At 69.5% G+C, this 20700-nt stretch carries 22 protein-coding genes; 11 read left to right on the forward strand and 11 right to left on the reverse strand.

Annotation, left to right across the window (positions count from 1 at the left end; translation table 11 throughout):
• Positions 1 to 88 precede the first annotated feature (88 nt).
• The 9 genes from EFJ44_RS10290 (at position 89) to EFJ44_RS10330 (ending at position 8940) form a co-directional block, all read left to right on the forward strand.
• A complete protein-coding gene (locus EFJ44_RS10290; RefSeq protein ID WP_277596092.1) occupies positions 89 to 2251 on the forward strand; it encodes a RelA/SpoT family protein in 2163 nt (720 codons plus the stop codon).
• Between the two features lie 20 nt (positions 2252 to 2271).
• The gene (locus tag EFJ44_RS10295; protein ID WP_125257127.1) at positions 2272 to 3090 is read left to right on the forward strand and encodes an LOG family protein; all 819 of its coding nucleotides are present in this window, start codon (positions 2272 to 2274) and stop codon (positions 3088 to 3090) included.
• On the forward strand, positions 3087 to 3671 hold the full coding sequence (gene pyrE / locus EFJ44_RS10300; protein ID WP_125257128.1) for an orotate phosphoribosyltransferase: 585 nt from the start codon (positions 3087 to 3089) through the stop codon (positions 3669 to 3671). Before EFJ44_RS10295 ends, pyrE begins: the two co-directional genes overlap by 4 nt.
• A 9-nt stretch (positions 3672 to 3680) precedes the next feature.
• Entirely contained in the window at positions 3681 to 4421 is a 741-nt protein-coding gene (locus tag EFJ44_RS10305; protein ID WP_125257129.1) for a pyridoxine 5'-phosphate synthase, read from the forward strand.
• Positions 4418 to 4822, forward strand: coding sequence for a holo-ACP synthase (gene acpS, locus EFJ44_RS10310; RefSeq protein WP_125257130.1), 405 nt, complete (start codon positions 4418 to 4420; stop codon positions 4820 to 4822). Before EFJ44_RS10305 ends, acpS begins: the two co-directional genes overlap by 4 nt.
• 457 nt (positions 4823 to 5279) lie before the next feature.
• Entirely contained in the window at positions 5280 to 6071 is a 792-nt protein-coding gene (gene lepB / locus EFJ44_RS10315; protein WP_241209793.1) for a signal peptidase I, read from the forward strand.
• Positions 6064 to 6792 carry a ribonuclease III gene (gene rnc / locus EFJ44_RS10320; protein ID WP_125257132.1) on the forward strand — a complete coding sequence of 243 codons (729 nt, stop codon included), beginning with the start codon at positions 6064 to 6066 and terminating at the stop codon, positions 6790 to 6792. The genes lepB and rnc overlap by 8 nt, the downstream gene beginning before the upstream one ends.
• On the forward strand, positions 6789 to 7739 hold the full coding sequence (gene era / locus EFJ44_RS10325) for a GTPase Era (RefSeq protein ID WP_125257133.1): 951 nt from the start codon (positions 6789 to 6791) through the stop codon (positions 7737 to 7739). Before rnc ends, era begins: the two co-directional genes overlap by 4 nt.
• Entirely contained in the window at positions 7729 to 8940 is a 1212-nt protein-coding gene (locus EFJ44_RS10330) for a serine hydrolase domain-containing protein (RefSeq protein ID WP_125257134.1), read from the forward strand. Before era ends, EFJ44_RS10330 begins: the two co-directional genes overlap by 11 nt.
• Here the strand turns inward: EFJ44_RS10330 and EFJ44_RS10335 are convergent.
• Genes EFJ44_RS10335 through EFJ44_RS10360 form a run of 6 tightly spaced genes read right to left on the reverse strand, consistent with a single transcriptional unit; the run spans position 8937 to position 12030 of the window.
• A complete protein-coding gene (locus EFJ44_RS10335) occupies positions 8937 to 9596 on the reverse strand; it encodes a dihydrofolate reductase family protein (protein WP_125257135.1) in 660 nt (219 codons plus the stop codon). The genes EFJ44_RS10330 and EFJ44_RS10335 overlap by 4 nt on opposite strands.
• A gap of 2 nt (positions 9597 to 9598) precedes the next feature.
• On the reverse strand, positions 9599 to 10240 hold the full coding sequence (locus EFJ44_RS10340; protein WP_164511900.1) for a glutathione S-transferase family protein: 642 nt from the start codon (positions 10238 to 10240) through the stop codon (positions 9599 to 9601).
• On the reverse strand, positions 10237 to 10677 hold the full coding sequence (locus EFJ44_RS10345) for a VOC family protein (RefSeq protein ID WP_125257136.1): 441 nt from the start codon (positions 10675 to 10677) through the stop codon (positions 10237 to 10239). The genes EFJ44_RS10340 and EFJ44_RS10345 overlap by 4 nt, the downstream gene beginning before the upstream one ends.
• Positions 10678 to 10702: 25 nt before the next feature.
• Complete coding sequence (locus EFJ44_RS10350) at positions 10703 to 11194, reverse strand: SRPBCC family protein (protein ID WP_125257137.1); 492 nt, start codon at positions 11192 to 11194, stop codon at positions 10703 to 10705.
• Position 11195: 1 nt separating this feature from the next.
• Entirely contained in the window at positions 11196 to 11699 is a 504-nt protein-coding gene (locus EFJ44_RS10355; protein WP_125257138.1) for an SRPBCC family protein, read from the reverse strand.
• Positions 11683 to 12030 (reverse strand): ArsR/SmtB family transcription factor, encoded by a 348-nt coding sequence (locus tag EFJ44_RS10360; protein ID WP_125257139.1) that lies wholly within the window; start codon positions 12028 to 12030, stop codon positions 11683 to 11685. Before EFJ44_RS10360 ends, EFJ44_RS10355 begins: the two co-directional genes overlap by 17 nt.
• Positions 12031 to 12140: 110 nt before the next feature.
• On the opposite strand from EFJ44_RS10360, the gene EFJ44_RS10365 reads away from it, so the two are divergent.
• Positions 12141 to 12599, forward strand: a complete 459-nt coding sequence (locus tag EFJ44_RS10365) for a nuclear transport factor 2 family protein (RefSeq protein WP_125257140.1) — start codon at positions 12141 to 12143, stop codon at positions 12597 to 12599.
• Here EFJ44_RS10365 and EFJ44_RS10370 read toward each other — a convergent pair.
• Positions 12532 to 13554, reverse strand: coding sequence for a hypothetical protein (locus EFJ44_RS10370; protein ID WP_125257141.1), 1023 nt, complete (start codon positions 13552 to 13554; stop codon positions 12532 to 12534). The two genes, EFJ44_RS10365 and EFJ44_RS10370, sit on opposite strands and share 68 nt — an antisense overlap.
• A 93-nt stretch (positions 13555 to 13647) precedes the next feature.
• Here EFJ44_RS10370 and recO point away from each other — a divergent pair, with 93 nt between their 5' ends.
• Entirely contained in the window at positions 13648 to 14379 is a 732-nt protein-coding gene (gene recO / locus EFJ44_RS10375; RefSeq protein WP_125257142.1) for a DNA repair protein RecO, read from the forward strand.
• 12 nt (positions 14380 to 14391) lie between these two features.
• On the opposite strand, the gene parE is transcribed toward recO, so the two are convergent.
• Genes parE through EFJ44_RS10395 form a run of 4 tightly spaced genes read right to left on the reverse strand, consistent with a single transcriptional unit; the run spans position 14392 to position 20638 of the window.
• Entirely contained in the window at positions 14392 to 16476 is a 2085-nt protein-coding gene (gene parE / locus EFJ44_RS10380; RefSeq protein ID WP_125257143.1) for a DNA topoisomerase IV subunit B, read from the reverse strand.
• Positions 16388 to 17782, reverse strand: coding sequence for an O-antigen ligase family protein (locus EFJ44_RS10385; RefSeq protein ID WP_241209758.1), 1395 nt, complete (start codon positions 17780 to 17782; stop codon positions 16388 to 16390). Before EFJ44_RS10385 ends, parE begins: the two co-directional genes overlap by 89 nt.
• Before the next feature lie 52 nt (positions 17783 to 17834).
• Positions 17835 to 18311 carry a hypothetical protein gene (locus EFJ44_RS10390; RefSeq protein WP_125257144.1) on the reverse strand — a complete coding sequence of 159 codons (477 nt, stop codon included), beginning with the start codon at positions 18309 to 18311 and terminating at the stop codon, positions 17835 to 17837.
• On the reverse strand, positions 18308 to 20638 hold the full coding sequence (locus EFJ44_RS10395; RefSeq protein ID WP_125257145.1) for an ATP-dependent helicase: 2331 nt from the start codon (positions 20636 to 20638) through the stop codon (positions 18308 to 18310). Before EFJ44_RS10395 ends, EFJ44_RS10390 begins: the two co-directional genes overlap by 4 nt.
• Positions 20639 to 20700: the final 62 nt, after the last annotated feature.

Consider the following 20700-nt stretch of genomic DNA (forward strand, 5'->3'; position numbering starts at 1 on the left):
CAGCGGCGTCACAATCCTTCCGGCGCGTCACGACGCGCCGGCCTCACAGACTGAGACGGCCGAACCCGCGCCCCCGCGCAGCAAGGTCCTGCGCCAGTTCGAACTGATCGAGGCGGTCAAGGCCTATGACCCCTCGGCCGATGAGGCGCTGCTGAACCGCGCCTACGTCTACGCGATGAAGATGCACGGCTCGCAGCTGCGGGCCTCGGGCGATCCCTATTTCGCCCATCCGATCCAGGTGGCGGGCATCCTCACGGATTATCGACTGGACACCGCGACGATCGTCACGGCCCTGCTGCACGACGTCGTCGAGGACACCACGGCCACGCGGGACGACATCGCGCAGATGTTCGGGGAGGAGATCGCCGGCCTCGTCGAGGGCGTGACCAAGCTCAGCCGGCTGGAACTCCAAGCGGAACACACGCGTCAGGCCGAGAATCTCCGCAAGTTCATTCTGGCCATCTCCAAGGACGTCCGCGTCCTGCTGGTGAAGCTGGCCGACCGCCTGCACAACATGCGCACGCTTCAGTACGTGAAGCCGGAGAAGCGCGAACGCATCAGCCGCGAGACGCTGGAGGTCTATGCGCCGCTGGGGCGGTCGATCGGCATCCACTCGATCGCCCAGGAGCTGGAGGAACTGTCCTTCGAGCACCTGAATCCGACGGCTCGAAACGCCCTGCAGCGCCGTCTGGACGCGCTGAAGCTGGAGCATGGAGAGGCGCTGGACAAGGTCACCCGCGAGGTCGGCGCGGTGCTGGCCGAGGCGGGCATCGACGCCCAGGTCACCGGCCGGCAGAAGACGCCCTATTCGATCTGGCGCAAGCTGCAGCGCAAGTCCGTCGGCTTTTCGGCCCTGTCGGACATCTACGCCTTCCGCGTGATCGTGGAGGACGACGCCGACTGCTACGCCGCGCTGGGCGTGATCCACCGCCGTTGGCCGATGGTTCCGGATCGGTTCAAGGACTACATCTCCACCCCGAAATCGAACAACTACCGGTCCCTGCACACGACCGTGGTGGGGCCGGGCGGCCTGCGCATCGAGATGCAGATCCGCACGGGGGCCATGGATCGCGTCGCCGAGGACGGGGTGGCGGCGCACTGGGCCTACAAGAACCACGCCTATGGCTTCGACAAGGAGGCCATGGAGAAGGACGGCGGGCGCGATCCCCTGCAGAACCTCCGCCACCTGGTCCAGGTGGTCGAGAGCGGCGAGGGGCATGAGGCGAACGACGATTGGGTCGAGCACGCCAAGCTGGAGATGTACCTCGACCAGGTCTTCGTCTTCACGCCGAAGGGCGCGCTGATCACCCTGCCGCGCGGGGCGATGCCGCTGGACTTCGCCTATGCGGTCCACACCGGCATCGGCGAAACGGCCGTGGGCGTGAAGATCAACGGCGAGCTGAAGCCGATGCGCACGCCGCTGGTGAACGGCGACGTGGTCGAGATCGTGCGCGGCGCCAAGCGCGAGGTGCCGGCGGACTGGCGCAGCCTGACCGTGACCGGCCGCGCGCGCTCGGCGATCCGCCGCAACATCCGGACGACCGAGCGCACCGAGTACCAGAAGCTGGGCAAGGCCACGCTGGAGCAGACGCTGGGTCGCGTCGGCAAGAGCCTGAAGGAGGTCGCCCTCGCGCCGGCCCTCGAGACGCTGGCCATCGCCAGCGAGGACGAACTGTTCACCGCCGTCGGCCAGGGCAAGGTTTCGCCGGCCAAGGTGGCGGAAACCCTGTTCCCTGCGCTGAAGGGCACGGTGAAGTCGGTCAAGGCGCGCAAGCGGATCAACGACGAGGAGGCCCGCCTGTTCGTCAACGGCGGCGGCTTGACGCCGGGCGTCAGCATCCATTTCGGCGCCTGCTGTTCGCCGCTCCCGGGCGACCGGATCGTCGGCATCCTCGAGCCCGGGCAGGGCCTGACGGTGCACACCATCGACTGCAACCGCCTGGCGGACGCGGCGGACGACGACACGATCTGGCAGGACCTGCAGTGGACGCCGAGGGCGGAGACCAGCGGCCTCGCCGCCACGCGCCTGCGCACCACCATCCGCAACGCGCCGGGCGTGCTGGGCGCCGTCGCAACCCTGATCGGCGAGGCGGGCGGCAACATTCTGAACCTGAACATGACGCGGCGGCAGCAGGACTTCTTCGACGTCGACATCGACGTGGAGGTGCTGGACGCCCGCCACGCCACCAGCATCATGGCGGCCCTGCGCGCGAACCCGGCGGTCGACACCGTCGAACGCATCCGCGGCTGAGGCTCGTCGTTCCGGATTCCATGACCGACCACCATCCCCACACCGCCGCCCAGATGGCTTCCCCCTCCTACCGGCTGGCGGCCCTCGACCAGGATTTCTTGCTGTCCGAAGCCCTGCGCGGGGTGCGGTTCCAGCTTGAGTACGAAAAGGTCGAAAGCGCGCTGAAGGCCTGGGGAGTCCGGTCGACGATCGTCGTCTTCGGCTCGGCGCGCGTGGGCGCCGACGGCCGGGGACGGCATTCGCACTGGTACGAAGAGGCGCGGAAATTCGGCAGGCTGGCTTCCGAGAGGGGCGGCGCGATCAGGGGCGAGGTCGGGCAGCCGCGCGACAACGTCATCGCCACGGGGGGCGGCCCGGGCATCATGCAGGCCGCCAACCAGGGCGCGTTCGAGGCCGGGGCGCCGTCCATCGGCTTCAACATCACCCTGCCGCACGAGCAGTTTCCGAACCCTTGGTCGACGCCGGAGCTGACGTTCCAGTTCCACTACTTCGCGATGCGGAAGATGCACCTGGCGATGCGCGCGAACGCACTGGTGGTGTTCCCGGGCGGGTTCGGGACGCTGGACGAGCTGTTCGAGATCCTGACCCTGCGCCAGACGGGCAAGGCGCCGGAAATCCCCATCGTCCTGTTCGATCGCGATTACTGGCAGGGCGTGATCAATTTCGACGTCCTGATCGCCCATGGAATGGTCAGGCCGGACGACCTGAATCTGTTTCGCTACGCCGACGACGCGGATGCGGTGTGGCGATGCCTGCTCGAGTGTGGCCTGAAACCGCACGAGAGCATCGACAAGCCGGCGTTGCCGCACACGAAGGTCAGGTCTAATCGGGAGGGATGACCTCCGAAGACGTTCTCAACGAGTTCCGCGCCGCCGGCGCCCTGCGCGAAGGCCACTTCGTCCTGTCCTCCGGCCTGCACAGCCCGGTGTTCCTGCAGAAGAACCTGGTCTTCATGAACGCGGAGCGCTGCGCCCGGCTGTGCAGAGCCCTGGCGGAGAAGATCACGGCGGCCGTCGGGGCGGTGGACGTGGCCATTTCGCCGGCTGTCGGCGGCATCATCCCGGGCTATGAGACGGCGCGCTGGCTCAAGGTGCCGTCGATGTACGTCGAGCGCGAGGGCGGAGAGTTCAGACTGCGTCGCGGCTTCCACCTCGAACCCGGCCAGAGGGTGGTGATGGTCGAGGACATCGTCACGACGGGCCTGAGCTCCCGCGAATGCATCGCCGCGATCCGGGCCGACGGCGGGGAGGTCGTCGCGGCCGCCTGCATCGTCGACCGCTCGGGCGGCAGGGCGGACGTGGGCGTGCCGATGGTGGCCCTGGCGACGCTGGACGTGCCCGCGTATCCGGCCGACGCCCTGCCGCCGGAGCTGGCGGCCCTGCCGGTCGAGGATCCCGGCAGCCGGCGGCTGGCCAGGTAGGAGAGGGCGATGGCCGCGGCGCGGATCAGACTGGGCGTCAACATCGACCACGTGGCGACGGTGCGGAACGCCCGAGGCGGGGCGCATCCCGATCCTGTCCGCGCGGCGCGGGAGGCCCTGGCGGCCGGGGCGGACGGGATCACGGCGCACCTGCGCGAGGACCGTCGGCACATCACCGACGCCGACATCGCCGCCCTGAGCGACCTGTGCGCCGAGGCGGGCCGGCCGCTGAACCTGGAGATGGCCGTCACCGAAGAGATGCTGGCCGTCGCCCTGCGTCACCGGCCCCATGCCGCCTGCCTGGTGCCCGAGCGGCGCGAGGAAGTGACGACTGAGGGCGGACTCGCGGTGGCGGGCCACGAGGCGCGGATCGCACCCGTCGTGAAAGCTCTGGACGCCGCCGGCGTGCGGGTGTCCCTGTTCATCGAGCCGAGCCTCGCGCAGGTCGACGCCGCGCGCGCCGTCGGGGCCCAGGTCGTGGAATTCCACACCGGCCGCTACTGCCACCTTTCCGGCGACGACCGTCTGATCGAATTCGAGCGCCTGCAGGCGGCGGCCACGCGCGCCGTGGAACTGGGGCTGGAAGTTCACGCCGGCCACGGCCTGGACTACGTCACCGCCGCCGACATGCTGGCCATTCCGGAGGTGCGGGAGCTGAACATCGGCCACTTCCTGATCGGCGAGGCGGTGTTCGTCGGCCTCGCCACCGCGATCGCCCGCATGCGCGCCGCCATGGACGCCGCCGCATGATCGTCGGGGTCGGCGCCGACCTGTGCGACATCCGCCGCATCCAGGACTCGTTGGACCGCTTCGGCGATCGGTTCAAGCTGCGGTGCTTCACCGAGATCGAACGCATCCGGTCCGACCGCAAGCCGGACGCGGCCTGGAGCTACGCCAAGCGGTTCGCGGCCAAGGAAGCCTGCGCCAAGGCGCTGGGGACGGGCATGCGGCGCGACGTCTACTGGAAGGACATGGGGGTGGTGAACCTGCCGTCCGGGCGGCCGACCCTGGCCCTGACGGGGCACGCGGCGCAGCACCTGCGTCGGCTGACGCCCCCGGGGCACGAGGCGACGGTGCATCTGACGCTGAGCGACGAGCACCCCTATGCGCTCGCCTTCGTGGTGATCGAGGCCTTGCCCGTCACAAAATGAGACGATACGCCTGCGACGCCAAGAAAACTCGCCGCAGTGCGGGTGGGGGACCCTCGAGATGAGCGACGCCGACAAGCCGCACGAACACGACGAAACGGGCCACGAGCCGCACGCCGAGCCTCATCCGGCGACCGAGGCGGAATCCGCCGGAGGCGGCGAGGCGAACGCGCAGGTCGAGCCGGAAGGGCACGCCGACGGCGCCCCCGCAGCGGATGCGTCGGCCGACGCGGAGGCAGGGGGGGCGCCGACGCACGAAGGCGCCGAGCCGGCGCCGGCCGCGACCGGGGCCACGGCTCATGACGAGGCGGTCCACCACCCTGAGCCGACGCCGCCGGCCGAACCCTTGGCCGCCGCGGCCGTCGCCGGGGCGGCCGCCGCATCCGCCGGTCGCGTCGACGCCGCCTCGCCGATCTGGAGCGATCAAGGCGACGCGCCCGACCATGCGACGCCCACGCCGATCTATAAGGAGCGGAAGGCGAAGAAAGACAGGAAGTCAGGTGGTTCGGGCAATGAGTTCGCCGAGATCCTGAAGACGGTGTTCTTCGCCCTGCTGATCGCCGTGGTCCTCCGCGTCGTGCTGTTCCAGCCCTTCACCATCCCCTCGGCCTCGATGGAGCCGAACCTTTACGAAGGCGACTACATCGTCGTGTCGAAGTGGTCCTACGGCTATTCGAAGCACGCGATCCCGTTCAGCCCGCCGATCTTCGAGGGACGTCTCTTCAACAAGGCGCCCGAGCGCGGCGACATCGCCGTGTTCAAGCTGCCGCGGGACGCTGGCACGGGCCCGAACAAGGTCGACTACATCAAGCGGGTCATCGGCCTGCCGGGAGACCGGGTGCAGATGATCGACGGGACCCTGCACATCAACGGCGAACCGGTGCGCGACGTGGTGCTGGACGCGACGGAAGTCGGTGAGACCTTCGGCGCCCGCCCCGCGACCCAGTTGCGCGAGACCCTGCCCAACGGCCGCACCTTCACCATCCAGGATTTCGGCCCCGGCGGCATGCTGGATTCGACGCCGGAGTTTCAGGTGCCGGAAGGGCACTACTTCATGATGGGCGACAACCGCGACAATTCGGTGGACAGCCGTGACCAGTCCTCGCAGGGCGTCGGCCTGGTGCCCGAGGAAAACCTGATCGGCAAGGCCGAGATCATCCTGTTCTCGTGGTCGCCGGGCGCGTCGCTGTTCAACCCCGTCAGCTGGTTCAGCAAGGTGCGGCCCAGCCGCTTCTTCACGGACCTTGACTGACGCGCGGCAGAACCGTCGCGCGGACGCCGTCCGCGACCTGACCGCGCGCCTGGGCCACGCCTTCGCCCGGCCCGAGCTGCTGGAGATCGCCCTGACCCACGCCAGCGTGGGGGAGGGCAACGAGCGCGACTCGCGCGGCCGTCCGTTCGCCGACAACCAGCGGCAGGAGTTTCTCGGCGACCGCGTGCTGGGCCTGCTCGTCGCCGAGCGGCTCATGCGCGATCTGCCGGACGCCGACGAGGGCGAGATGTCGTCGCGGCTGCACGCCCTCGTCGACAAGGCCGCCTGCGCCCGCGCCGCCGAACGGCTGGGGGTGGGCCCGGCCATGCGCCTGTCGTCGGGGGAGACGAAACAGGGAGGTCGTCGTCGGGAGGGCGTGCTGGGCGACGCCATGGAGGCGATCCTGGCCGCGGCGTATCTGGACGGGGGTCTGGAGGCGGCCCGCGCCGTGTTCGATCGCGCGTGGGCGGAAGAACTGGCGACGCCGATGCGCCGGAGCCTGAGCAATCCCAAGTCGGCCCTTCAGGAATGGTCGCTGGGCGGCGGCCGCGGCCTGCCTTCCTATCGCATCGTCGAGCGCACGGGGTCGGACCATGCGCCGACTTTCACCGTCGAAGTCTCGGTTCCGGGTCTGCGACCCTTGACCGGGCGGGGGCGCTCGCGTCAGGAGGCGGAGAAGGCGGCCGCCGTCGCCCTGTTGTCCCGTGAAGGCGTGAGTTGACCGAAGACCAATCCCAGACCCGCGCCGGCTTCGCCGCCATCATCGGCGCGCCCAACGCCGGCAAGTCCACGCTGGTGAACCGGCTGGCGGGGTCGAAAGTGTCGATCGTCACGCAGAAAGTGCAGACGACGCGCTTTCCGGTGCGCGGCATCGCCATGCATGGCGACGCCCAGATCGTGCTGGTCGACACGCCCGGCATCTTCAACCCGCGCCGGCGCCTGGACCGGGCGATGGTGGCTTCGGCCTGGGGTGGGGCGGACGACGCGGACGTCGTGGTGCATCTCGTAGACGCCGCCTCGCACATCGCCTCGGAGACGAAGGACGGCACGGCCGCGGACCGACGAGGGGCCGAGGACACCGAGACGATCATCAAGGCCCTGACCGCGGCCGGGAAGCAGGTGATCCTGGCGCTGAACAAGATCGACGGCATGCGCCGCGACACCCTGCTGGCTCTGGCGCAGAAGCTGGACGCCACAGGCGCCTATTCCGAGGTCTTCATGATCTCGGCGGCGACCGGCGACGGCGTGGACGACCTGAAGGCGCGCCTCGCCGCCGCCATGCCCGAGGGGCCCTGGATGTACCCGGAGGATCAGGCCGCCGACGTGCCCATGCGCGTGCTGGCGGCCGAGATCACGCGCGAGAAGGTCTATCTGCGCGTGCACGAGGAGCTGCCCTATTCGGCGGCGGTGGAGACCACGGCCTTCGACGATCGCGCCGACGGCTCGGCCCGGATCGAGCAGACCATCTACGTGGAGCGCGACAGCCAGCGCCCCATCGTGCTGGGCAAGGGCGGTCAGACGCTCAAGTGGATCGGCCAGAAGGCGCGCGAGGACCTGACCGAGATCCTTGGCCGCCCCGTGCACCTGTTCCTGACGGTGAAGGTCGACCCGAAGTGGCAGGACAGCCGCGCGCTCTACGCCCAATTCGGACTGGACTATGACGCCTAGCCCGGCGGCCCGCTGGGCCGGCCCGGCTCTGGGGATGGCGCTGGCCCTCGCCGCGGTCGCCGGCGGCGCCTGGTGGTGGACATCCCAGGACAAGACTGCCGCGGCGGTTCCGGGCGCGCCCGAACGGCCCCCGGTCGTGGTGGTCGAAGATCTCCCGTCGCTGAGGGACGCGCTGGAGGCCCAGGCCGAGCGAGGGCGCTTCTCGGGCGCGGTGCTGGTGGCGAAAGGCGACCGCGTCCTGTTCCGGCAGGCCTACGGCTTCGCCGACCGCGAGGCGGGCTCACCGGTCGAGCTGACCTCCCGATTTCGGCTCGCCTCGGTCAGCAAGCAGTTCACCGCGGCGGCGATCCTGCGGCTTCAGGACGAAGGCGTGCTGTCGGTCGACGATCCGCTGTGCCGCTGGATCCGGCCGTGCCCGGAGGCGTGGGCGCCGATCCGGCTGCGTCACCTGCTGTCGCACACGGCGGGCGTGCCGGACCTGATGGCGCAGGCCAACTGGGGCCGGCGGCGCGTGGCCCCGACCACGCTGGCCGACCTGACGACGGCTTCCGGCTTCTATCGTCTGCAGTTCGAGCCGGGGACGAAGATCCGCTACTCCAACGCCGGCTACAACCTGCTGGCCGCCGTGGTCGAGGCCGCGAGCGGGGTGGAGTTTCATGCCTGGCTGCAGGCAAACTTCTTCACGCCGCTGGGCATGCACGACACGGGGTATGACGGGTCCGGCACGATCGTGATGGGATACGCCGACCTGGCGGGCGGACTCACGCCCCAGCCCAACGCCAACGTCAGCGTCATCACCGGCGCGGGCGCGCTGTACTCGACGGTCGACGACCTGTTGGTCTGGAACCGCGCCCTGCACGGCGGCGGTCTGCTCACGGACCAGAGCTACGCCGAGATGATCCGCGACCATGGCCCGGCGGACGCGCCGCCCGAGCGTGGCCGACCTCGCCGGGACTGGGGTTTTGGCCTGTTCGCCAACCGGCTGGGCGAACGGGTCACGCCGGCTTTTCCGGATCGCCAGATCTATCACACAGGCAGCTGGTCCGGCTTCCGTAATCTGGTCCTGCATCAGCCGGACGAGGACGTGACGGTCATCGTGCTGGCGAACAACTATCACCGCCAGCCGGAGGTCATGCTGATCAGCCAGCAGGCGCTGGCCGAGGCGTTGGGGCGGCCCTTCCCGACCGCGCTGCTCCGCTAGCCCTCGCGGCGCATCCGCTCCTGCCGTGCGGCCTCGCGATCGTTCTGCGCCTGGGGGGCGATGGCGGCGGTCTCGACCTGCCCCGCACGGACATAGCGGCTGCAGGTCACGCCGGACGGGGAGTGGCGCGTCCCGATCATCCGCCAGGCCGACGCGCCCACGCCGTCGCGGAACAGACGCTTGCCCTGACCGAGCACGACCGGAAACACCATCAGCGAGATCTCGTCGATGACGTCCGCGGCCAGCAGGGCCTGCACAAGCTCGCCGCTGCCCTGGATCAGCAGATCCCGATCGCCGGACGTCTTGAGCCGCCGCACCGCCTCGCCGGGCTCTCCCTCCAGGCGGTGACTGTTGGCCCAGGTCAGCGGCGTGGCCGGGCCGGCGACCACGAACTTTTCGATGGCGTTGAAGGTCCGGCCGATCTCGTCGTCCTGCTCCGGCCAGTGGGCGGCGAAGATCTCATAGGTCTTGCGGCCCAGCAGCAGGTCGTAGTCGCGCCCGATCCAGCCCTCCATCATCTCGCCGACCGTCTCGTCGAAGTGAGGCGCCAGCCAGCCGCCGTAGGAGAAGCCGCCGGTCCAGTCCTCGGTGGGGCCTCCGGGCGCCTGCATCACGCCGTCAAGGGTGACGAAGGTCGACAGTCGAAGCTTGCGCATCGTCAGGCCTCCCCGCGGCCGGCGTCCGCCGCGGCGAAATGGGCCATCTGGTCGGCGTGCGCCTTGCGGAAGGCCGGGCGGTCGGTGACCCGGGCGACGTAGGCTTCGGTCGCGGGCCGGTCACCGAAGGCCCGCACCTGCGTAACGCGCAGGACGTCGGCCATCAGAAGGTCGGCGACGGTGAACCGGTCCGCGGCCAGCCACGCGCGCCCGTTCAGCACGCCTTCCATGTGGTCGAGCCGACTCTTCAGCCAGCCGTCCAGACCGTTGTCCGCCGTGCCCGACAGACCGAGGAACCACCAGGGGACGGTCACCATCTCCAGAGAGTTGAGGGCGGCGATCACCCACTGAAGGGTCGCCGCCTCGCCGGCCGGGTCGCGCGGCGCCAGGGCCTCGCTCTTCTTCGCCAGATGCAGCAGGCCGGCGCCGCTCTCGAACAGCTCCACCTCACCATCCTGAAGGAACGGGATCTGCCCGAACGGCTGATGCGCGAAATGGTCGGGCCCCTTGTCGGTGAGCGGCACCGTGCGGACGACGTAGGGCAGGCCCGCCTCCTCGCACGCCCAGCGCAGACGCAGATCCCGAACGAAGCCGCGCGGCATGCCAGGGACCCAGTCATAGGTCCAGATCGTCAGGCCGCTCATTGGGCGGGGGTCCAGCCCTCGGCGGGGATGGTGTTGACCATCCACGGCACGCCGAACCTGTCGGTCAGCATGCCGAAGCCGGGGGACCAGAAGGTTTCGCCGAACGGCATGCCGGCCACGCCGCCTTGCGAAAGCTCCCGGTACCAGCGCTCGGCCTCGGCCTTGTCGGCCGTGTGCAGGGTGACGTCGAAGCCGTTGCGGGGCTTGCCGTAGCTGGGCGCGAACTCCGGGATGCCGTCGGATCCCATGATCGCCTGGTCTCCCACCTCCAGCCAGCAGTGCATCAGCTGGTCGCGGTACTTCGGGTCGACCGGCATGTCCGGGGGGCCGTCGCCGTAGGTCATGGCGGCCGTGATCCTTCCGCCCAGCACGCGGGCGTAGAACTCGAAGGCTTCGCGGCAGTCGCCGGTGAAGCTGAGGCTGGTCACGATCTTCATGGTCGTCTCCTCGCGGGAAGGGGATTCAGTCGGGATTCGCCGCCAGCCAGGCTTCCAGCCGATCGAGGGTGGAGTTCCAGCCGTATTCGTGGCCGGTCAGGCTGCGTTCGGACTTCAGGCCCTCGTGGGTGAAGTCCATGCGGGTGCGGCCGTCGTCGGTTTCGTGGAGCAGGACCGTGACGAGGGTGTCGGCCGGCGGGCCGTCCTCATGGCTCTCGTCCCACCTGAAGGTGAAGACCAGCCGCTCGGGCTCGACGATCTCGCGGTAGTGGCCGCCCTGCCAGAGATCCTCGCCGGTCTCGACCGAGCGAAGACACGCGCGCCATTCGCCGCCGACCCTCAGGTCGTTGGTCCCCGACACCATCGGCCACTCGACCGGCCCCATCCAGTTCACCCGCATCTCCGGACGGGTCCACGCCATCCACACCAGGGCGCGGGGCGCGTCGAACGTCCGGCTCAGGCGCAGCCGATGCGGCAGCACAGCGGGGAGGACGGGCAGGGTGGCGGCGGGGACCATGTCAGAAGGACTTCACGATCTGGTTCAGCTGGTCGGCGACCTGACCCCAGCCTTCATGGAAGCCCATTTCGACATGCTGCTTCATCGTCGCCTCGTTCCAGTGGCTGGCCGTGGCCTTGTAACGCGTCTTGCCGTCCGCGGTCGGTTCGAACTCGACGCGGGCCACCATGAACGGGGCGCCGGCCGGCTTCCAGTCGGGCGTGAAGGCGTCGGTCGAGATCAGGCGGCGGTTCGGCACCACCTCCAGGAAGACGCCCGAGTTGGGGAAGCGCTCGCCGTCGGGGCCGTGCATGACGAAGTTGAACCGCCCGCCCGGGCGCGGCTCGATCACCGCGTCGGTGATGCTCCACGGCCTGGGGGCGAACCACTGCGACAGGATCGCGGGGTCCGTGTAGGCGCGGTACACCTTCTCGGGCGGGGCGTCGATGACGCGTTCCAGGACCAGATCGAACGCGTGGGCCACGCCGTCGGTGTCGCAGGGATTGGTCTCAGTTTCGTTCGCCATCGTCTTTTCCTTTCTGAACCTTGCGCAGATAATCTTCCAGCCGGTCGAAGCTCTGGTCCCAGTATCGGCGGTAGTGTTCGATCCACTCCGCGACGCCCTTCAGGGCCATGGGCTCCAGGCGGGCCGGGCGCCACTGGGCGTCCCTGCCGCGGCTGATCAGACCCGCCTTTTCCAGGACCTTCAGGTGTTTCGACACGGCCGGCAGGCTGATGTCGAAGGGCTCGGCCAGCTCGTTCACCGACGCCTCGCCCTCGCACAGTCGCGCCAGAATGGCGCGACGGGTGGGGTCGGCGAGGGCGGCGAACTTGAGGCTGAGCGGATCGGCGGACATGGCGGACCGGTGTTGAACTGTTCGGTTAAATACGGAACGCCCGTTTCCTTGTCAACCGTTCGGTTAAATACGAGGAGCCGCTCTAGGATCGACGGTCAAAGGAGCCCACCATGTCCGTCGTCCTCGCCCTCGTCGCGGCCCTGTCCGCGGATCCGGAAACCGCCACCGTCGAGGCCGTGATCGACCGCATGCACCAGGCGGCTTCTCAGGCCGACGGCGCGGCATACTTCGGCCAGTTCACCCCGGATGCGCGCTTCGTCGGAACGGACGCGACGGAGCACTGGCCGCTGACCGATTTTCGCGCCTATGCGGAGCCGTACTTCGCGCGGGGCCGTGGCTGGACCTACGTGCCCCGCGACCGGGTGGTGACGATCGCCCCGATCGCCTGCCGTTGCGTGGCCTGGTTCGACGAGAAGCTGACCAACGAAAGCTACGGCGACCTTCGAGGATCCGGCGTGCTGCGTCTGACGGACGACGGCTGGAAGATCGAGCAGTACGTGCTCAGCTTGTCCGTACCGAACGATCGAGCGGCTCGCGTCGTTGAGGTGATCGCCGCTCCCGGCGAATGAGGGCGCCGTCGGACTCAGCCTCGATCACACGATCGATGCCTTCATTGGTGCGGGCGTCGATGGCGAGCATCTGCCGCTCGAGCTCATAGCCCTCGTCCATCAGCTTCAAGGCCTCGATCCGGCGCGCCTCGAACCGGCGGAAGACGCCGCGGTCGCTGAACATGAACATGCCGCCCATGGGCTGCCATGCGCCCTTGCTCGCCTCCAGCATGTCCAGGTGCGCGTCCAGAAGGTCCAGCAGCCCGGCCTGCACCTCCCAATAGCGCTTCAGCAACGGCGCCTTGTCGCCGGCCCCGATGTCGAACCGCTCCAGCACGGCCGACCGTGAGTCCCGATCCACCACATTGTCCTCCAGCACCTTGCGGGCCGTGGCGTCGGCTTCGGCGAGGCGCGCGGGCGCCTCGGTGACCAGCCGGCGGGCCTGGACAAGCCGTTCTCGCGCCTCGTCGAAGCCGCCGTCCCGATCGAGTCCGCGCGGGCTGAACGAACTGCGCCCCATGGTGAAGGCCAGCTGGCGGTGGACCGCCTGATGGGCCCATGTCTGCTTGTTGCGCGAGTCGGTCAGCGCCTCGACCAGCCGCACCGCATAGCCGGCGCGATCCGCCTCCAGTGTGCGAGCGACCGTTTGCGGCGCCCCGACCAGCAGAGCCACGATGGCAAGACCGCCGGCATAGGCCAGCCCGTGCCGTCGGTTCGCCGGCTGAAGGATCAGGGCGTTGACGGCTCCGCCGACCGCGGCCGCCATCAGCAGGGATGTCAGAACGAGGGCCCCGATCGAGGTGATCCAGATGGTCACGCTGGCGCCGTCGGTGCCGTCCCCGAACGCCTCGGCTTCGAGCACGCCCGAGGTCCACCACGCGGCGCCGGCGACGAGGGCGGCCCCCGCGATCAGGAACGGCCAGCTGGGAACCTTCGCCTGCCAGGCGCGACGACGGGATCCTGAGAACTTGTCCATGTGCTTCAACTCCCCCGTGCGCAGGATAAGCCGGGGAACCGGGGGCCGCGCAAGGGGCCTTGCGCCCCGGTGGGCGGGCGCTAAGCCGGGAGCATGGAATTCACCGACGAGGCCGTGGTTCTGGCCGCCAGGGCGCACGGCGACACGGGGGCGGTCGTCGACCTGCTGACCCGTGAACACGGCCGTCGCATGGCCTATGTGGCCGGCGGCGCCTCGCGACGGATGAAACCGTTCCTCCAGCCCGGCGCGCGGGTCGAGGTCGAGCTGAGGGCGCGCACGGCCGACCAGCTTGGCTCGGCGCGGCTGGAGCCTGTGGGCGAGGGGCCAAGCGCCCTGTTCGACGACGCCCTGGCCCTGCTGGGGCTGTCTTCGGCCGCCGCCGTGGCGCAGGCGGCCCTGCCCGAACGCGAGGCGCACCCCGGGGCCTTTCTGGCCTTCGAGGCGCTGACGTCGGCGCTGGCGCTGCGCGATCTCTGGCCGGCGGTCTACGTGCGGTTTGAAAGCGGTCTTCTGGAAGAGCTGGGCTTCGGCCTGGATCTGGCCAGCTGCGCCGTCACGGGGACGGTCGACGATCTGGCCTGGGTCAGTCCCCGCACGGGCCGCGCGGTCTCGGCGGAGGCCGGCGCCCCCTACGCCGATCGCCTGCTGCGCCTGCCGCCCTTCCTTCTGGGGGCGCAGGCCGGATTGGGTGAGGGCGACGTGCGCGACGGGCTCGCCCTGACGGCCCACTTTCTCCAGCGCTGCGTCTTCGACCCGCTGAACCGTCCCTTGCCGGAGGCGCGCGACCGGATGGTCGAGCGGCTGAGGGCCGCCGGACTCGCCTGAAACCGGCGCGGATCAGACGTCCAGCTCTTCCTTCACGAACCGGGCATTGTCCTGGATGAAGCGGAAGCGGGCGTCGGCCTTCTTTCCCATCAGCCGCTCGACCAGATCCTCGACGTCGGCCAGGTCCGTCACGTCGTCGGGCACCGTGACGCGCGCGAGGGTGCGGGTCCGGGGGTTCATGGTGGTGTCCTTCAGCTGGGACGCCATCATCTCGCCCAGGCCCTTGAAGCGGCCGATCTCGACCTTCTTGCCCTTGAAGGTGGTCGCCAGCAGCTCGTCGCGGTGGGCATCGTCGCGGGCGTATTCCGACAGGGCGCCCGCCTGGATGCGATAGAGCGGGGGCAGGGCCATGAAGAGGCGCCCTTGACGGATCACGTCGGGCATGACGCGGTGGAAATAGGTGATCAGCAGGGCGGCGATGTGAGCGCCGTCGACGTCGGCGTCGGTCATGATGACCACGCGTTCGTACCGCAGGTCGTCGATGTTGAACCGCGCGCCGGGCTGGACGCCCAGCGCCAGCGTCAGGTCCGAGAGCTCGACGTTGGCCCGCAGCTTGTCGGCCGTGGCGGAGGCCACGTTCAGGATCTTGCCGCGCAGGGGCAGGATGGCCTGGGTGGCGCGGTCGCGAGCCTGCTTGGCGGAGCCGCCGGCCGAGTCGCCCTCGACGATGAACAGCTCGGTGCCCTCGGCCGCCTGACGCGTGCAGTCGGCCAGCTTGCCCGGCAGACGCAGCTTGCGCGTGGCGGCGGCTCGCTGGACCTCCTTGTCCTTGCGGCGGCGCAGCCGGTCCTCCGCGCGCTCGATGACGAAGCCCAGAAGCGTGTTCGCCTGTTTCGGGCTTTCGGTCAGCCAGTGGTCCAGCGGATCGCGGATCAGCTGTTCGACCAGACGCGCGCCCTCGGGCGAGGACAGGCGGTCCTTGGTCTGGCCCTGAAACTCCGGGTTGCGGATGAAGACGCTGATCAGGGCGCCGGCGTTGGCGATGACGTCCTCGGCCGTGATCTGCGCCGCGCGCTTCTCGTTGATCAGCTCGCCATAGGCCTTGAGGCCCTTGACCAGAGCCGCCCGGAATCCGGCCTCGTGCGTGCCGCCGTCCGGCGTCGAAACCGTGTTGCAGTACGAGGACACGAAGCCGTCGGCGTCGCCGAAGCCGGCCGGCGTCCAGGTCACGGCCCATTCGACCGCGCCCGCCTCGCCCTTCTTCTCGACCCGGCCGGCGAAGGCGGGGGTGACGGTCTCGACGTCGCCGATCCGGTCGGCCAGGGCGTCGGCCAGGCCGCCGGGAAAGTGGAGGACGGCCTCGGCCGGGGTGGAATCCGTGATCCGCTCCGGCGCGCAGGTCCAGCGGATCTCGACGCCGCGGAACAGATAGGCCTTGGACCGCGCCATGCGGAACAGGCGGGCGGGCTTGAAGGCGGCGCCGACGCCGAAGATCTCCTCGTCCGGCTTGAACCGGATCAGGGTGCCCTTCTTCCGCGACGGGCCGACCCGCTCAATGGGCGCCAGCACGTGGCCGCGGCTGAACGACTGTTTCCATTCGAAGCCGTCGCGCCAGACCGTGACGTCCAGCCGCTCCGACAGGGCGTTGACCACGGACACGCCCACGCCATGCAAACCGCCTGAGGTTTCATAGGCTTTGCCGGAGAACTTGCCGCCGGAGTGAAGCACGGTCATGACCACTTCAAGCGCCGACTTGCCCGGATGTTTCGGGTGCGGATCGACGGGGATGCCGCGACCGTCGTCGAACACCGACAGGAAGCCGTCGGCGTCCAGCTCCACTCGGATGTGCTTCGCATGCCGGGCCACGGCCTCGTCCATGGCGTTGTCCAGCACCTCGGCGAACAGGTGGTGCAGGGCGCGCTCGTCGGTGCCGCCGATGTACATGCCGGGGCGTTTGCGGACGGGCTCCAGTCCCTCCAGCACCTCGATCGAGCTGGCGGAATAGCCGGGATCGACGGCGGCGGCGGTCGGGGCCGGCTTCGACGGCGCCTGCGGCGCGCGCGGGAGTTCAGGCGCGGCGGCCTTGACCGGCGGCGTGGGCTCCGGCCGCGGCTCGGGCTCGGGCAGATCGAACAGGGACGGGGCGGCGGACGACATGGGCCGATGATGAGACGATTCGGGGACGGCTCCGGTAGACCCCGTGCGGGTCGGCGGCAAGCGGAACGGGGACGGAATCGGGCAGAACCGAGCGCGTCACGACCGCGAGGAACAGGACCCAGGGCAGGCCCTGGTGCGCCATTATGATGCTCTCGGACAGGCTGAGCATCAGGAAGGCGGCGAGGAAGCCCAGCGCCCACCAGCCCTCCTGAGCCCCGGCGCGGCCCGAACGCAGGACGGAGGCGACGACGGCGAAGACCGCCATGCCGCCGACCAGCAGGGCGCCGGGCCAGCCCAGCTGGACGAGGACGTCGATCCAGCCGTGGTGGGCGTTGGGGACCAGCCAGCCGGTCTCGACGCGGATCCAGTCGGCCGGGACGCTGTCGCGCTCCCAGAAGGCGCCGTAGCCCCAGCCGGTCCAGGGACGCTCGGCCACGCGGGTCATCAGCGCCTCCCAGATCTCGGTGCGGCCGGTCAGCGACGGATCCTTGCCCAGCACCTCCAGAATCTCGACCGAGTGGCTGTCCCAGATCAGGAAGCCCACGCCGCCGGCGGCCGCGGCGGCCCAGACGGCGAAGACGGCGAAGGCGGCGCCGCCCTGCCGCATGGTCCAGAAACCGGCGATCATGCCGACGCCCAGCACCAGGCACAGCAGCGAGGTCTTGGACTGGGTCGCCAGCACCAGCGCCGAGGCGAGGACGAGGGCGAGCGCGGGGATCAGGCGCCGCCGGTCGGGCGAGGCCAGGCAGGCGGCCGAGGCCGTGGCGACGATGACCATGACCGCGCCCATCTGGTTCTTCTCGTACCAGAGGCCGCGCCACAGGCCGGCGTTGTCGGCCTGGTGCACGCCATAGGCGGGGAAGGCGAAGACCATGATCAGGCTGCCGACCGCCATGATCAGTCCGGTCCGCATCAACAGGCGCGGCAGGTGCGGGCCGCGGAAGGCCGCGCCGAGGTACAGGGCGAAGCCGCAGGAGATGGCCAGGGCGATGGCGCGGCGCGACGTCACCTCCGGGAACAGCGACCACCACTTGGACGCATAGGCCCACAGCACCAGCAGGCCGATGACGACCATGGCCGGCCACGCGCGCCACAGGCGGTCGATCCTGTAGATGAGCAGCCCCGCCGTCATCGCATAGACCGGCAGCCAGGCGAGGCGCAGGACCGGCGTCTCCTCCTGCGTCGGCGCGAAGATCGGCCCGATCAGGGCTCCGGTCAGCATGAACAGGATGAACACGCACGCCGCCGTCTCCCACCACGCGGGGGCGGGCTCGAGCGGAGCGGCGGTCAGGGCGGAATCGCGCACCGGGGCAGGGTGGCGGGGTGCGCTTAACGAACCGTTTGGCGCGGCGCGATGGCTAGTCTGTCGGGGGAGCTAACGCCATGAGGGCCTCGAAAGAGAGGTCTGTCGGCGGTGCCTGCAGGGCCATCGGCACGTGGCTGACAGCAAAGGAATTGCCGCAGTTGCTTACGGCATATTCCCGCCGCGCGGGATCATCGAAGCCGACTGGTCTTTTCGAGCCTACGAATACCAGATACCAGCCGCCGACCATCATCGGCCAGCGGCCCGTGCTGTTCTCACTGAACAGCAGGAGGTTGGCGGGCGGCTCGCCTTTGTAGCTTCGCAGGGCGCGGACGGAATACTCGATGCCCTCGAAGCCATCGGGATCGTCGTCGGCGGGATCGAGCCGTGCTGATGTGACCTGAGCGAGGAACACGTATTCGGCTTCAGCGAACTCCTCAGCCACGGTGGGGTATCGCTCACAGTATGCCCGCGACGGCGAAGCCGTGGCCGCCAGCAAGAGACCTGTGAGAAACCAGACGACGCGCATCACGCCCGCTCCACGAACGTGTCGATGACCTTCTTCTCGCCCGCCTTGTCGAAGGCCACCACCAGCTTGTTGCCCTCGACCGCCTTCACCAGTCCGTAGCCGAACTTCTGGTGGAACACGCGCGTGCCGCGGGTCCAGCCCGAACCGGCCGAGGGGTCGGCGGTGGCGATCAGGCGGCCGTCGCCCTCGATCAGGGCCTGACGGGCGGGGCGGTCGGTCGGCTGGCGGGCGGCGGCGAAGGCCTGGCCGCGCTTCCAGCCGGGGCTGGAATAGCCGCTGCCGAAACTGGGGGCCTCGTCCCAGCGGCTCTTGGCCTCCTTCAGACCGGCGGAGGCGCCGTAGTAGCCGGTCTGGCTCTCCGGCTCGACGTGGTCGATGGGCAGTTCGTCGACGAAGCGGCTGGGCAGCTGGCTGGTCCAGCGGCCGTAGACCAGGCGGTTGGCGGCGAAGCTGATCCGCGCGTCTCGCTTGGCGCGGGTGACGCCGACGTAGGCCAGACGGCGCTCCTCCTCCAGGCCCTTCTCCCCTTTCTCGTCGATGCTGCGCTGGCTGGGGAAGACGCCTTCTTCCCACCCCGGCAGGAAGACCAGCGGGAACTCCAGCCCCTTGGCGCCGTGCAGGGTCATGACCTGCACCGCGTCCTCGCCCGCGCCGCGGTCCAGGTCGAGCACCAGCGACACGTGCTCCAGATAGGCCAGCAGACTGTCGAAGCCCTGCATCGACTGCACCAGCTCCTTCAGGTTCTCCAGACGCGTCTGGCCCGAGGTGCGGTCCGCCTTCTGCATCTCGGTGTAGCCGCTCTCCTCCAGAATGGTCTCGGTCAGCGTCCAGTGCGGCGTGTCCTGGGCCAGGGCGCGCCAGCGGTCCAGGTCCCGGACGAAGCCGGCCAGCGCGGTTCGGGTGCGAGCCTGCAGCTCGTCGGAGGTGATCAGCTCGCGCACCGCCGTCATGGCCGGGACGCCGGACAGGCGGGCCATGTGCAGGATCTTCTGCACGCTGGTGTCGCCGATGCCGCGCTTGGGCACGTTGACGATCCGCTCGAAGGCCAGGTCGTCGTCCTCGGACAGGATCAGGCGCAGATAGGCGTGGGCGTCGCGGATCTCGGCGCGCTCGAAGAAGCGCGGGCCGCCGATCACCTGATAGGGGATGGCCAGCATGACGAAGCGTTCCTCGAACGCCCGCATCTGAAAGGACGCGCGAACGAGGACGGCCATGTCCTTGTAATTCATGCCAGTCCGGCGCGCGGTCTCGATCTCGTCGGCGATCAGGCGGGCCTCGGCCTCGCCGTCCCAGACGCCGCGCACGCGGACCTTGTCGCCGGTCTGGTCCTCCGTCCACAGGGTCTTGCCCAGCCGGCCCTTGTTGGCGGCGATCAGGCCCGACGCCGCGCCCAGGATGTGGGCCGTGGAACGATAGTTGCGCTCCAGCCGGATCACCTTCGCGCCCGGGAAGTCGCGCTCGAAGCGCAGGATGTTGTCCACCTCGGCCCCGCGCCAGCCGTAGATCGACTGATCGTCGTCGCCGACGCAGCAGACGTTGCCGGTCGAGGAGGTCAGCAGGCGCAGCCACAGATACTGGGCGACGTTGGTGTCCTGGTATTCGTCGACCAGGATGTAGCGAAAGCGCTTGCGATATTCGTCCGCGACGTCCGCATGCTGCGACAGGATCGTCAGGTTGTGCAGCAACAGGTCGCCGAAGTCGCAGGCGTTCAGCGTGCGCAGGCGGGCCTGATAGAGGCCGTACAGCTTCTGCCCCTTGCCGGCGGCGAAGTCCTCGCCCGGCGGCAGCTTCCCGGGCGTCCAGCCGCGGTTCTTCCAGCCGTCGATCACGCCGGCGAAGGATCGGGGCGTCCAGCGCTTGGTGTCGACGTTCTCGGCCTCCAGCACCTGTTTGATCAGGCGCTCCTGATCGTCGGTGTCCAGGATGGTGAAGGTCGACTTCAGCCCCACCAGCTCGGCGTGACGGCGCAGGATCTGGGCGGCGATGGAGTGGAAGGTGCCCAGCCAGCGCAGCCCCTCGGCCGACGGACCGATCAGATGGGTGATCCGCTCGCGCATCTCGCGCGCGGCCTTGTTGGTGAAGGTGACGGCCAACAGCTCCCACGGACGCGCGCGGCCGGTGGCCAGAATGTGCGCAAGTCGCGTGGTCAGCACGCGCGTCTTGCCGGTGCCGGCGCCGGCGAGGACCAGAACCGGGCCCTCGGTCGTCTCCACGGCCTCGCGTTGCTCGGAGTTGAGCCCCGAGAGCCAGTCGGTCGGCCCGCTCTGAAGGGCGCTTTCGGGCGCACGGGCGCGGGCGAGGTCGGAGATGCGGGGGGCGGATTCGGTCATGCGGATCCCGGAACATAAGGAGCACGCGGGCGAATGTCAGCCGCCCGGCCCGGGGAAGCCGG

The organism is Brevundimonas fluminis, from assembly GCF_003934285.1.
In the GTDB taxonomy this organism is placed as follows: domain Bacteria; phylum Pseudomonadota; class Alphaproteobacteria; order Caulobacterales; family Caulobacteraceae; genus Brevundimonas; species Brevundimonas fluminis.

Bases quoted from the DNA above. Each gene is read 5' to 3' on its own strand.
- EFJ44_RS10295 (WP_125257127.1), top strand. From the start codon at position 2,272: ATGACCGACCACCATCCCCACACCGCCGCCCAGATGGCTTCCCCCTCC.
- pyrE (WP_125257128.1), top strand. From the start codon at position 3,087: ATGACCTCCGAAGACGTTCTCAACGAGTTCCGCGCCGCCGGCGCCCTG.
- EFJ44_RS10305 (WP_125257129.1), top strand. From the start codon at position 3,681: ATGGCCGCGGCGCGGATCAGACTGGGCGTCAACATCGACCACGTGGCG.
- acpS (WP_125257130.1), top strand. From the start codon at position 4,418: ATGATCGTCGGGGTCGGCGCCGACCTGTGCGACATCCGCCGCATCCAG.
- EFJ44_RS10330 (WP_125257134.1), top strand. From the start codon at position 7,729: ATGACGCCTAGCCCGGCGGCCCGCTGGGCCGGCCCGGCTCTGGGGATG.
- EFJ44_RS10335 (WP_125257135.1), bottom strand. From the start codon at position 9,596: ATGCGCAAGCTTCGACTGTCGACCTTCGTCACCCTTGACGGCGTGATG.
- EFJ44_RS10340 (WP_164511900.1), bottom strand. From the start codon at position 10,240: ATGAGCGGCCTGACGATCTGGACCTATGACTGGGTCCCTGGCATGCCG.
- EFJ44_RS10345 (WP_125257136.1), bottom strand. From the start codon at position 10,677: ATGAAGATCGTGACCAGCCTCAGCTTCACCGGCGACTGCCGCGAAGCC.
- EFJ44_RS10350 (WP_125257137.1), bottom strand. From the start codon at position 11,194: ATGGTCCCCGCCGCCACCCTGCCCGTCCTCCCCGCTGTGCTGCCGCAT.
- EFJ44_RS10355 (WP_125257138.1), bottom strand. From the start codon at position 11,699: ATGGCGAACGAAACTGAGACCAATCCCTGCGACACCGACGGCGTGGCC.
- EFJ44_RS10360 (WP_125257139.1), bottom strand. From the start codon at position 12,030: ATGTCCGCCGATCCGCTCAGCCTCAAGTTCGCCGCCCTCGCCGACCCC.
- EFJ44_RS10365 (WP_125257140.1), top strand. From the start codon at position 12,141: ATGTCCGTCGTCCTCGCCCTCGTCGCGGCCCTGTCCGCGGATCCGGAA.
- EFJ44_RS10370 (WP_125257141.1), bottom strand. From the start codon at position 13,554: ATGGACAAGTTCTCAGGATCCCGTCGTCGCGCCTGGCAGGCGAAGGTT.
- recO (WP_125257142.1), top strand. From the start codon at position 13,648: ATGGAATTCACCGACGAGGCCGTGGTTCTGGCCGCCAGGGCGCACGGC.
- parE (WP_125257143.1), bottom strand. From the start codon at position 16,476: ATGTCGTCCGCCGCCCCGTCCCTGTTCGATCTGCCCGAGCCCGAGCCG.
- EFJ44_RS10395 (WP_125257145.1), bottom strand. From the start codon at position 20,638: ATGACCGAATCCGCCCCCCGCATCTCCGACCTCGCCCGCGCCCGTGCG.